The organism is Clostridium sp. E02, from assembly GCF_003833015.1.
Taxonomy (GTDB): Bacteria; Bacillota; Clostridia; order Lachnospirales; family Lachnospiraceae; genus Lacrimispora.
This window is the reverse complement of record NZ_RJLQ01000026.1, coordinates 18,629-30,628: the sequence shown is the minus strand read 5'-3', so window position 1 is coordinate 30,628 and position 12,000 is coordinate 18,629. Positions and strand designations below refer to the sequence as shown.

At 40.7% G+C, this 12,000-nt stretch carries 10 protein-coding genes and 1 other RNA gene; 9 read left to right on the top strand and 2 right to left on the bottom strand.

From position 1 onward, the window contains the following. Positions 1-19 precede the first annotated feature (19 nt). The 8 genes from EFT72_RS16900 to rnpB all read left to right on the top strand — a co-directional run bounded on the left by EFT72_RS16900 (position 20) and on the right by rnpB (position 8,591). Positions 20-850: an AraC family transcriptional regulator gene (locus tag EFT72_RS16900; protein WP_124068088.1), complete on the top strand. Its 831-nt coding sequence runs from the start codon at positions 20-22 to the stop codon at positions 848-850. A gap of 89 nt (positions 851-939) precedes the next feature. Next, entirely contained in the window at positions 940-1,950 is a 1,011-nt protein-coding gene (locus EFT72_RS16895) for a deoxyguanosinetriphosphate triphosphohydrolase (protein ID WP_124068087.1), read from the top strand. A gap of 32 nt (positions 1,951-1,982) precedes the next feature. Next, positions 1,983-3,755 carry a DNA primase gene (gene dnaG / locus EFT72_RS16890; protein ID WP_124068086.1) on the top strand — a complete coding sequence of 591 codons (1,773 nt, stop codon included), beginning with the start codon at positions 1,983-1,985 and terminating at the stop codon, positions 3,753-3,755. A 39-nt stretch (positions 3,756-3,794) separates the two neighbouring features. Continuing rightward, positions 3,795-5,000, top strand: a complete 1,206-nt coding sequence (gene rpoD / locus EFT72_RS16885) for an RNA polymerase sigma factor RpoD (RefSeq protein WP_124068085.1) — start codon at positions 3,795-3,797, stop codon at positions 4,998-5,000. Positions 5,001-5,017: 17 nt separating this feature from the next. Further along, a complete protein-coding gene (locus EFT72_RS16880) occupies positions 5,018-5,728 on the top strand; it encodes a class I SAM-dependent methyltransferase (protein ID WP_124068084.1) in 711 nt (236 codons plus the stop codon). Beyond that, entirely contained in the window at positions 5,706-6,527 is an 822-nt protein-coding gene (locus EFT72_RS16875) for a Nif3-like dinuclear metal center hexameric protein (protein WP_124068083.1), read from the top strand. The genes EFT72_RS16880 and EFT72_RS16875 overlap by 23 nt, the downstream gene beginning before the upstream one ends. 12 nt (positions 6,528-6,539) lie before the next feature. Further along, positions 6,540-8,201, top strand: a complete 1,662-nt coding sequence (locus EFT72_RS16870; RefSeq protein WP_124068082.1) for a nucleoside kinase — start codon at positions 6,540-6,542, stop codon at positions 8,199-8,201. 44 nt (positions 8,202-8,245) lie between these two features. Continuing rightward, positions 8,246-8,591, top strand: an RNA gene (rnpB, locus tag EFT72_RS16865) — RNase P RNA component class A. A 98-nt stretch (positions 8,592-8,689) separates the two neighbouring features. Here rnpB and EFT72_RS16860 read toward each other — a convergent pair. Further along, positions 8,690-9,982, bottom strand: a complete 1,293-nt coding sequence (locus EFT72_RS16860) for an SLC13 family permease (RefSeq protein ID WP_124068081.1) — start codon at positions 9,980-9,982, stop codon at positions 8,690-8,692. Positions 9,983-10,009: 27 nt separating this feature from the next. Continuing rightward, positions 10,010-10,873, bottom strand: coding sequence for a DUF6282 family protein (locus EFT72_RS16855; protein ID WP_124068080.1), 864 nt, complete (start codon positions 10,871-10,873; stop codon positions 10,010-10,012). 217 nt (positions 10,874-11,090) lie between these two features. Between EFT72_RS16855 and EFT72_RS16850 the strand changes: the two genes are divergently transcribed. Continuing rightward, positions 11,091-11,999 carry a LysR family transcriptional regulator gene (locus EFT72_RS16850; protein WP_164473204.1) on the top strand — a complete coding sequence of 303 codons (909 nt, stop codon included), beginning with the start codon at positions 11,091-11,093 and terminating at the stop codon, positions 11,997-11,999. Position 12,000 lies beyond the last annotated feature (1 nt).

Sequence of the window (12,000 nt, the reverse complement as noted above, 5' to 3'; positions counted from 1 at the left end):
TCGATTCGGGAGGTATGCAATGGACGTCAGACATGAACTGGTTATCCCCAACACAGATCTGCCTTTTCGGTTATTTATATTTGAGGGCAGAGAAGGAAACTATAAAGTAACAAAACACTGGCATCATTCTGTGGAGATTTTCCTTGTTCTGGAGGGAGAGATTGGCTTTTTTATTAACGATCAGCATCTCTCTCTTTCGGAACAGGATTTTGTTCTGGTTAATTCCAATGAAGTTCATTCCATCGAATGCCAGAATCCTAATATTACGATTGTATTGCAGATCCCAGGGGAGATGTTTGAAGGGTTTATGGGAGATGAAAGTTATGTAGATTTTGAGAAGAAGGGGGAGGCACAGAATAAGAAGCTAACGAATCTAGTTATTTCAATGTGGTCAATCTATGAAAAGCAGGAGTATGGATGCAGCCTGAAGGTAAAAAGTCAGTTCTATGAGTTCTTGTATTTACTGGTGACTGAATTCAAGACAGAGAACATGGATAAAGAAGTGATTCGTCAAAAAATACAATTGGATAAATTGTCTCATGTTACACAGTATATGAGGGAAAATTATGATCAAGAGTTAAATCTGAATGAAGTGGCCTTACGGTTTGGATTTAGTCCAACGTATTTGTCTAGAATCTTTCGAAAGTACGCACAGATTAATTACCGTACTTATTTGATTGATCTACGTGTAAAATATGCAGTAAGAGAACTGGTGGGGTCGGATCATGAGATCGGTATGATTGCCATGAACCATGGATTTCCAGACAGCAGGGCTTTTTCCAAAGCCTTTAAAAAGCGCTATGGGTGCTTACCCAGTGTATACAGAAAACGGTTCGATGAAAGGAAATAAGGGCACATACAAATAATTGAATATAGGGTATTAAAGTTTCTGGAAATATGATATAATGTACCTTAACTTTGGGCAAAGGATGTGATCGAATGAATATCAGAGAATCCACAGAGCAATGGGAGGAAGCATATTTAAGTCCTTATGCCGCCTTCAGCAAAAATAGCAAAGGAAGAGAACGAGAAGAGAAACCGTGTGATATCCGAACTGCCTATCAGAGGGACCGGGATCGGATTATACATTGCAAGGCATTTCGTAGATTAAAACATAAGACACAGGTATTTCTTGCACCGGAAGGAGATCATTACCGGACAAGACTGACTCATACCCTAGAAGTATCTCAGATCGCCAGAACAATTGCCAAGTCCTTGCGTATGAACGAGGATATGACGGAAGCAATTGCTTTGGGGCATGATCTTGGTCATACTCCATTTGGTCATTCTGGAGAGACAGTTCTGAATCAGATCTGCTCCGAAGGATTTGCCCATTATCGGCAAAGCGTTCGTGTGGTGGAGGTGTTGGAAAAAGACGGGCAGGGATTAAATCTCACCTGGGAAGTACGAGATGGAATCTTAAATCATCGGACCAGTGGACACCCAAGTACATTGGAAGGTGCCATCGTTCGTCTCTCTGATAAGATTGCATATATTAATCATGACATTGATGATGCAATCCGTGCGAAGATGTTTGTTGAGACGGATCTGCCAGAATGCTATACAGATGTACTTGGACATAGCGTTAGAGAACGCCTGAATAATTTAATCCATGACATTATCGGAAATAGTTTTGAAAAACAAGAGATTATCATGTCGCCGGATATGGAAAAGGCGATGCGAGGGCTTCGGACCTGGATGTTTGAGAATGTGTACAAAAACGACATTCCCAAGGCTGAGGAAGGAAAAGCCCAGAATTTAATTGTCATGCTCTTTCATTATTATATGGATAATCCGGACAAGCTTGCGAAAGAATATCTCGATTTAATGGAAATTCGGAAAGAAACCAAGGAGCGAGCAGTCTGTGATTATATTGCTGGGATGAGCGATAGCTATGCCATCGATAAATTCGAACAGCTTTTTGTTCCAAAAGCGTGGAAAGCCATATAAAGAATAATTAGTGGAAGGAGGTATCATGCTTCATGCGCTATTCGGAGGATTTGATTGAAGAAGTCCGGATGAAGAATGATATCGTGGATATCATTTCCGGATATGTCAAGTTACAGAAAAAGGGAAGCAATTATTTTGGATTGTGCCCTTTTCACAATGAGAAATCACCTTCCTTTTCTGTTTCGCCGGCGAAACAGATGTATTACTGTTTTGGATGCGGAGCCGGAGGCAACGCCATTTCCTTCGTCATGGAATATGAAAACTATTCCTTTACAGAAGCACTGAAGATGCTGGCTGACAAAGCTGGTGTTGAACTTCCCGCTTTGGAATATAGTAAAGAGGCGAGGGAACAGGAAGATTTAAAGTCCACTCTTTTGGAGATCAATAAGCTGGCAGCGGGTTATTTTTACTATCAGCTTAAAAATCAGCAGGGTGAAGTGGGATATCGGTATTTGAAAGACCGGGAATTGACAGACGATACCATGGTCCGGTTTGGTCTTGGATATTCAAACAAGACAAGCGATGACTTATACCGGTATTTAAAAGGAAAAGGATTTGATGATGAGATTTTAAAACAGTCTGGGCTTGTATCCATTGAGGAACGGGGCACTCACGATAAATTTTGGAATCGAGTCATGTTCCCGATTATGGATGTGAATAACCGGGTTATTGGGTTCGGTGGACGAGTGATGGGAGACGGGGAACCCAAGTACTTAAATTCTCCGGAGACGAAATTGTTTGACAAAAGCCGGAATTTGTATGGGTTAAATTATGCAAGACTTTCCAGAGAGAAATACATATTAATTTGTGAAGGGTATATTGACGTAATTTCGTTGCACCAGGCTGGTTTCACCAATGCGGTGGCTTCACTGGGGACTGCTTTTACGGTTCAACATGCTCAGTTGTTAAAACGATACACGGATAAAGTGGTATTGACGTATGACAGCGATGGACCTGGACAGAAGGCAGCACTTCGGGCAATTCCCATATTAAAAGAGGTTGGTTTTGCAATTCGTGTCTTGAATATGGAGCCATATAAAGATCCAGATGAATTTATAAAAAATATGGATGCCGATGCATTTCGTTTGAGAATTGATGAGGCACGCAACAGTTTCCTATATGAAATTGATGTATTGAAAAAAAACTATAAAATGGATGATCCGGAACAGAAAACAGAATTTTACAATCAGACGGCAAGAAAACTTTTGGGATTTCCAGAAGCACTTGAACGAGAGAACTATATAGAGGCAGTATCCAGAGAATTTTTTATTTCTCATGATGACCTGAAACGGCTGGTCAATCGTCTGGGTGCCACTTTAGGACCGGTTCGGTCCATGCCCCGAGATGAAGCGGAAGGAAAAGGGAAAAATCAACGAAAAAAGGAAAAAGAAGACGGAGTTTTGCGATCGCAAAGACTTATGCTAACCTGGTTGATTGAGAATCCTGAACTATTTGATAAAATTAAAGGAGTCATTACTCCCGATGATTTTATAGAAGAACTGTATCATAAGGTGGCACAGATGGTTTTTGACGGACACGCTGCCGGAACATTGAATCCGGCTGAGATTTTAAATCATTTCATTCATGATGAATCAAAGTATCGGGAAGTCGCTGGTCTTTTCCATGCGAGTTTAAAAGAATCCCTGAATAATGAAGAACAGAAAAAGGCGTTTTCGGAAACGATTTTGAAAGTGAAAAAAAACAGTCTGGATTATGCAAGCCGACATGCGGCAGGAATTGTAGAACTGCAAAGAATCATAAAGGAACAGGCTGCATTAAAGGATTTGAATATTTCGCTGGATTAGGGTGTACACTATAGGCAGGCTGTGGAAGGATGGAAGAACATGGACGAAAATGTTAAGAAGACAGCAGATAAGATGGTGACTACAGAAAAAACAAAAGAAAAACAAGCTGTAGCGAAAAACAAAGCAGCAGAATCAGCCGCCGAATTTGAAGAGAAATTGAATCGGCTTCTTTTATTAGCTCAGAATAAGAAGAATGTTCTGGAAAATCAGGAGGTTCTTGATTTTTTTCATGGTGAAAATCTGGATTCAGACCGGATGGATCAGATCTTTGATTTTCTGGAGAATAATAAGGTAGATGTTCTGCCTATAGACGATGTAGAACTGGAACTTGATGAAGACCTTTTTGTGGAAGAAGAGATCGAAGAAGAGGAAATCGATATGGAAAGCATTGATCTTTCTGTACCGGAAGGGATCAGTGTGGAAGATCCGGTTCGCATGTATTTAAAAGAGATTGGAAAGGTTCCCCTGCTTACCAGTGAGGAGGAGATTGAACTAGCCAAGCGGATCGAATTAGGGGAAGAGGAAGCCAAACAACGGCTGACAGAGGCGAATCTACGTCTTGTCGTCAGCATTGCCAAGCGTTATGTGGGACGTGGGATGCAGTTTCTGGATCTCATCCAAGAGGGAAATCTAGGACTAATCAAAGCAGTTGAAAAGTTTGAATATCGGAAAGGGTATAAGTTCAGCACCTATGCCACATGGTGGATCAGACAAGCCATTACAAGATCGATTGCAGATCAGGCACGTACCATACGAATACCGGTTCATATGGTAGAAACCATCAATCGTTTGGTTCGGGTCTCCAGGCAACTTCTTCAGGAATTGGGTCGTGAACCGGTTGCTGAGGAAGTTGCAAAAAGAGCAGATATGCAAGTAGAACGAGTGAGGGAGATTATGAAAGTCTCTCAGGAACCGGTTTCCCTTGAAACTCCCATTGGAGAAGAAGAAGACAGTCATTTAGGTGATTTTATTCAGGATGATCAGGTGGCCGTCCCTGCCGATGTAGCAACATTTACTATGCTGCATGAACAGCTGATGGAAGTACTTGATACCCTAACGGAAAGAGAACAGAAAGTTCTGAAATTAAGATTTGGCTTAAGTGACGGTCGACCTAGAACTTTGGAAGAAGTTGGAAAAGAGTTTAATGTAACAAGAGAAAGAATTCGCCAGATAGAAGCTAAGGCATTGCGTAAACTGCGCCATCCCAGCAGAAGCAAAAAGCTAAAGGATTATCTGGATGACTAAGTATAACGGAGTTTAGAATGAAATTATCAAAACGTTTGGAGACAATTGCCTCCTTTGTACCAGAAGGAAGCACTGTAGCTGATATTGGGACTGATCATGGCTATATACCAATTTATCTGGTGCAGGAAAATAAGGTAAAACACGCCATTGCTATGGATGTGAGGAAGGGCCCGCTTTTTAGGGCCCAGACTCATATTAAAGAGGCTGGTTTAGAAGATAGGATTGAAGTCCGTTTAAGTGACGGACTTTTAAAATTAGAAAAAGGTGAGGCTGACTGTGTGGTAATTGCAGGTATGGGCGGTGAGCTGATGATACATATATTAGAAGAGGGTCGTCATTTATGGGATTCTATTTCATCCTGGGTTCTTTCTCCTCAGTCCGATGTTTATAAAGTTCGTAAATTCCTTCATCAAGAGTCATTTTTTATGGAACAGGAATGTATGATGAAAGAAGATGGAAAATACTATCTTGTTATGAGAGTTGGAAGAATCGAAAAGAAGGAAGAGAAAGAGCTGCCAGATTTCCATTACCGATATGGTGTTCATTTATTAAAAAATGGAGATCCGCTTTTAACGGAGTATCTGGAAAAGGAAAAAGAACAAATTGAGAGAATCTTAAAGGACCTTCATTCTGGGAATACAGAATCAGCGAAGCAGAGAATAATAGAACTGAACATGGAACTGGAATGGATCAGGGAGGCACAAGATGCAATGCAGAGAACTCATTGAAATATTGGAAAAACTAGCACCACCGGACTGCGCATGCGAATGGGATAATATTGGTCTGCTAGCTGGTAGAAGTGAGAAGAAAATAAAAAAGGTCTTGATCGCATTGGATGCCGATGACATTGCAATTGATCATGCAATTAAGTGGGGGGCTGATATGCTTTTGACTCATCACCCACTGATCTTTACTGCTTTAAAAAAAATCAATGACACGGACTTTATTACGAGAAGACTGATGAAGTTGATTCAAAATGATATCTCCTACTATGCAATGCATACTAATTTTGATGCGGCACCAGGAGGTATGGCCGCTACAGCGGCAGCAAAGTTGGGTCTAAGTGAATTAAAGGTTTTAGATCCCCAAGGCATGGTTTTGATCAAGAATGAAGAGGGAGAAGCAGAGATTCCCTATGGAATTGGGATGGCGGGCAGCTTAGATCACCCGATGACGGTAAGAGAGCTTGGAAAGCGGGTAAAAGATGCATTTCAACTTCCTTTTTTATTCATTTATGGTGAGGAAGTACAGGATAAGCCAGTTCAGTGGATTGGAATTAGCCCTGGTTCTGGTTCCAGCGTCATAAAACCTGGGCTGAAAGCCGGAATTCAGGTTCTGATTACGGGGGATATTGGCTACCACAATGGAATCGATGCGGCGGCCAATGGAATGACTATAATGGATGCAGGGCATTATGGTTTGGAATATTTGTTCCTGGATTATATGGAGAAGTATATAAAGAAAGAAACAGGGGAGAAACTTGAAATCTGCAAAGTAGATGTGAGGTTCCCTGTAACTTTGGTTTAAAGGAGGGATTTAATGGCAATTGTAACAATCAATGGATTGGAAAAAGAATATCCCATAGGCACCACCTATCAGGAAATTGCGAGGGAGCATCAAGAGCAATATGAGAATGATATTTTGCTAGTCAGTGTCAATGGTAAATTAAGAGAACTTCATAAATCGGTTCAATTTGACTGCGGTCTTCGTTTTTTTACAGGAAAAGATAAACCAGGAATTCAGACGTACCATAGAAGTGCAATTTTTCTTATGATGAAGGCGTTTTATGATGTGGTTGGTACGGAAAATATTGAAAAAGTTACGGTTCACTTTACACTTGGGAAAGGATTTTATATTGAACCCCATGGGACCATGGATTTGACACAAGAGTTGTTAACCAGAGTGAAAGCTCGGATGCAAGAATATGTGAATCAGAAAATCCCGATTATGAAGCGGAGTGTCAATACGGATGATGCCATAGAATTATTTCATAAGCATAAGATGTTTGATAAAGAGCGGCTGTTTCGTTATCGTAGAGTTTCTCGTGTGAATCTATATAGTATAGGTGGATTTGAGGATTATTATTACGGATATATGGTTCAGAATACAGGGTATATTAAGTATTTTGACCTGATTTCATTTGATGATGGATTTATGCTTATGCTTCCCCAAAAAGGAAACCCAAAAGAAATTCCACCATTTCAAGCGGATCAGAAGCAGAAGTTGTTTCAAGTTTTGAAAGAAAGTGTAAAATGGGGAGAACGTCTGAATGTATCTCACGTTGGCGCACTGAATGAGGAAATATCTGCTGGGAGGATCAATGAACTGATTCTGATTCAAGAAGCACTGCAGGAAAAGAAAATAGCAGAGATAGCAGCACGAATCGGAAGGGACAGAAGCAAGAAGTTCGTCATGATTGCCGGTCCTTCCTCATCGGGTAAGACTACATTTTCTCATCGGTTGTCAATTCAGTTAAAGGCTCAGGGAATGATTCCTCATCCGATTGCGGTTGATGATTACTTTGTCAACCGGGTAGACAGTCCGAGAAATGCAGATGGCAGTTATAATTATGAGGCATTGGAATGTCTGGATATGAAACAATTCAATCAGGATATGACAGACCTTCTGGCTGGAAAAGTAGTTGAGATGCCTAAATATCAATTTAAAACAGGGGAGAGGGAATACCGGGGAGATTATTTACAATTGGGTGACGATGATATTTTGGTCATTGAAGGGATTCACTGTTTGAATGACAAACTATCCTATTCTCTTCCAAAAGACAGTAAATTCCGTATTTATGTAAGTGCATTAACCCAGTTAAACATTGATGAACATAACCGGATCCCCACAACAGACTGCCGGTTGATTCGCCGTATGGTGCGGGATGCAAGAACCAGGGGAGCGTCTGCCCAGACAACTATAAACATGTGGCCTACCGTTAGAAAGGGTGAAGAATCTTATATATTCCCATTCCAGGAATCGGCTGACATGATGTTTAATTCTGCTACTGTTTATGAACTCGCTGTACTCAAACAGTATGCGGAACCGTTGCTGTTTGGGATTCCTAGGGAATCCCCAGAATATATGGAAGCCAAACGGCTGCTGAAATTTCTGGATTATTTTTTGGGAGTTCCTAGTGAAAATATTCCAAAGAATTCAATTGTACGAGAATTTACAGGAAATAGTTGTTTTAAAGTATGATTTCCTTTACAAATGGATTGGTTTATGATAGAATATTGTAGTTTTGAGTAAGACAAATGGTCGCAGCTGCTAAGCCGAAAGGCTGCAGGTGAGGAAAGTCCGGGCTTCAAAGGGCAGGATGCCAGATAACGTCTGGCGGAGGCGACTCTAGGGATAGTGCAACAGAAATAAACCGCCGCATATGCGGTAAGGGTGGAAAGGTGGTGTAAGAGACCACCGCTCTTCTGGTAACAGGAGGGGTCCATGTAAACCCCATCCGAAGCAAGACCGAACAGGAAGCATAAGGCGGCCCGTCTGCTTCCGGGTAGGTCGCTTGAGCCTGCTGGCGACGGCAGGCCTAGATAGATGACCATTCAATGACATAACCCGGCTTATCGTCTTGCTCAAAACTTATGAGAAATTATAATTTAATATGGTATAAAAGTAGAGTCTGTTCTTATGAAAGAGCAGACTCTACTTTGTTATCCAATATTGTATCTAGTTTTAACTTAGAGGATTGCAGCGAGAATCAGATTAAAAACACATGCTGATAGTACGCTAATTGGAACTGCTATGAATAGCAAACGTGGAAACATGTGATTTCTTTCTTCTTCTGATGTACAAGATCCAAGCACGAGACTACCTCCAGAGGAGAATGGAGAAATGGCAGAACTCTGGGCTCCAATGATGATACAGCAGAAAATAATTAATGGATTCATTCCTGTAGTTGCAGCCAAATCTGGTACCAGAGGGAATAGTGCCGGACAAACAACTCCTAAAGTACTGGAAAAGAAACTCATTATAGCTCCTACGATACTAAATGCAATGGGGATCATCCAATTAGGAAGACTGGATCCAACCCAGGAAGCAAGTAACTGAAGCGTGCCGGCTTCAATGGCAACATGGATCAGCATTCCAACACCACAAATCATAATAATCGTGTTCCAAGGCACTTTTTTAATGACTTCACTTTGAGGTGCCAAATTTAACAGCAAAGCGATTGCAGAAAAACCAATAGAAACAAGTCCAACATCCATTTTGCTGTTGATATAACTAATTGTAGAAGATCCAGGTAAAAAAATGTGAAGCACAGGGAAAATTAGTACCACTAAGATCATAAGTAAAATCAGTGACAAATTTAAACGTTGTGTTGGCGTATATGCCTCTGGCTTTTCATAAACCATAGTGTTTGTCTGCTTCTTGTGCCGGGTAAGATAACGAAATCCTGTAATCAGAAGCAGGGAAAAAATAACACTTCCCAAGAAAATGACAGTCGTATAATGGAAGGAAGATTCGGCATAGCCATTTTCAGTCATTAGTCCCCGGAACACGATTCCACTGCCGCTTGTCATAAAATTAGCACCAGATAAAGCACCGCAGTTAACGGCAGTGGCTCCAATCATTTTATCCATATTCGCTTCTTCACAAATTAATAATGCGATCGGCGCCATAAATGCCATGACGGTAAAAAAACCAGCTCCCAGTGCGGCTATTCCTGCACTAGCAAAATAAAGTGCAAATGGGAGGAGGGCAGGATAATGGCGGCATGCATATAGCAAATTTCTGGCTGTTTTTTCCAATGTACCATTAACAAGTGCAAAGTTATAAAACAGGGAGACAGAAAAAATTACGAACATGGTACCGATTGGCCAGCCTCCGATAACTTGTTTCGGTTTTAATCCTAATACAAAACAACCTAAAATATAGGAAAATATAATAGCGAAAAACCCAGTATTGATTTTCGTCCGATACCCAATGATAATGGATATTGCAATGGCTGCTACGATTAATATGTTTATCATAGTATAAACCCCTCTTATATAGTTAGTCTAGTGTGACAAATCTAACAGTTCGTCCTGAATGCCGTGTGTCATATGGTACAATTCTTTCTGTGTAATTCCGTTGTCAACCAAGTATTGCATATATTCTTCCATGGCAATTTCCCAGTTGGGATTTTCTACTTGACCACCATCTGTACTCACCATTACATTTTTGTATCCGCATGTTTGAATGGCTTCTAGATTCATTGCTAGATTACTCTTATACTTTCCTCCGCCTAACGGTTGGGCAAAGCAGTGTTCTAAAATAACATCATAGTCCTTTACCAGGCGAACCTGATCATCAAGACTCATTCCAACAAGCCACCATTCTGGATGGGTTATTACAATTTTTTTGACACCAGCATCTCTGGCGGCCTCCGTTACCCGAAGGCACTCCAAAGGAGAGATATGGCCGGTACCAAGGACCGCATTGTGGTCTTTGATTAACCGAAAGACATCCTTTAACTCAGGTGCGATTTGATTGTCATTGATTACCTCAACACAGTCATTTGTAGACTGGTTCAATTTTTCTTTGTGGTTTCTTGCAGATTGGGTAGGGAGCCAGATTACTTTAGCACCAAGTTTCAAACCACTTTCCACAGCGTAGGGATTGATTCCACCCACTTGCTTATTTAATGTAACGCTTCCAAACATAGTAAAATCATTGTCACCATGATGCATAAGCTGATTATGCAGATTGCATAAAAAAGCTCTGTCCATGGTAGTGCCTTGATGAGTCTTAAGAACAATTGCTCTGGCTTGAACCCGAATGGCAGCTTCCATCAACTCAAAATCGTTGTAAGCACGTTGACGGATGTCCGGATTTGAATGGACATGCATATCAATAATGCCTTTTAATGAAACTTTACTCATATCACTTCTCCTTTCTTTAATCAGGCAACATATTTATAGATAAAATAATTGGATCATCTATTTGTTATGGGAATTATGTATTACTTGGCAAAAATAGGTGATTATTTTTTATGTATTTTGTTGCTTGATTCGCAATTAGATTTTATAATGAAAGAGTTATCGGAGCAATGCAAAATAATCTATATCAATTATCGGAAAAACCGATATGGAGGTTTTGATGGAGTTAAAAGAACTAAGATACATTGTAGCATTAGCAGAAGAAGGAAGTATTTCAAGAGCTGCAGATCGTTTGTTTATGGCGCAATCAAGCTTAAGTCAATTTTTACAGCAATACGAAAAGGAATTGGGAACTCCACTGTTTATCAGAACCACAAAAGGGATTCGTCCAACCACGGGTGGAGCCGTATTTGTAGAGAATGCAAAACAGATCCTACTTCAATATAGAAGGGCAGAAAATGAACTCTGGGACAGTGCCAATCTGGAAGGGGGACGGATTGAATTCGGAATCAGTTCCTATCGTGGAAGATATATGATCCCCCCTATATTGGCAGATTTTTATAAAAGATATCCTAAGATCAAAATAGATATTGTGGAAGCAAACAGCATGAAGTTAGTAGAGGAGCTAACGGCAGGGAAAGTGGATTTGGCAGTAGTCGCCCTCCCGGTGCAGTTAAAGGGAAAAGTTGATCCATTCTACAAGGATGAGATCTTAATGGTATGCAACAGTTCTCACCCGGCGATGGAATTTGTCCATCTGGATCAGAGAACGGGAAAGAGATACATGGAACTAAAAGATGCGGCACAGTTTCCTTTTATTTTAAGTGACTATAATACTATGCTTGGAAGTATCAGTCGCCAGATGTTTGAAAAGGAACATTTAAAAGTCCAATCAGACAACAATAATATAACAGCTGATTTTTCTGTTGAAATGGCCAGGGCAGGGCTTGGACTTGCATTTTCGTATCGGTCTTGTGTGGTTTGCTACAATGATACGGTTGCAATATCTGTGGGGAGAGAGGGAGTATACTTACAGCTTGCCCTGGCATATTCTGCTTCGGAATATCAATCAAGAGCTGCGTTTGCACTTGGCAGCATGATTAAGGAAAGATACAAAGAGCAAAAATAAA

Coding starts and splice junctions, on each gene's coding strand:
- EFT72_RS16870 (WP_124068082.1), top strand. CDS start 6,540: ATGGCAATTGTAACAATCAATGGATTGGAAAAAGAATATCCCATAGGC.
- rpoD (WP_124068085.1), top strand. CDS start 3,795: ATGGACGAAAATGTTAAGAAGACAGCAGATAAGATGGTGACTACAGAA.
- EFT72_RS16875 (WP_124068083.1), top strand. CDS start 5,706: ATGCAATGCAGAGAACTCATTGAAATATTGGAAAAACTAGCACCACCG.
- EFT72_RS16900 (WP_124068088.1), top strand. CDS start 20: ATGGACGTCAGACATGAACTGGTTATCCCCAACACAGATCTGCCTTTT.
- EFT72_RS16880 (WP_124068084.1), top strand. CDS start 5,018: ATGAAATTATCAAAACGTTTGGAGACAATTGCCTCCTTTGTACCAGAA.
- dnaG (WP_124068086.1), top strand. CDS start 1,983: ATGCGCTATTCGGAGGATTTGATTGAAGAAGTCCGGATGAAGAATGAT.
- EFT72_RS16895 (WP_124068087.1), top strand. CDS start 940: ATGAATATCAGAGAATCCACAGAGCAATGGGAGGAAGCATATTTAAGT.
- EFT72_RS16850 (WP_164473204.1), top strand. CDS start 11,091: ATGGAGTTAAAAGAACTAAGATACATTGTAGCATTAGCAGAAGAAGGA.
- EFT72_RS16855 (WP_124068080.1), bottom strand. CDS start 10,873: ATGAGTAAAGTTTCATTAAAAGGCATTATTGATATGCATGTCCATTCA.
- EFT72_RS16860 (WP_124068081.1), bottom strand. CDS start 9,982: ATGATAAACATATTAATCGTAGCAGCCATTGCAATATCCATTATCATT.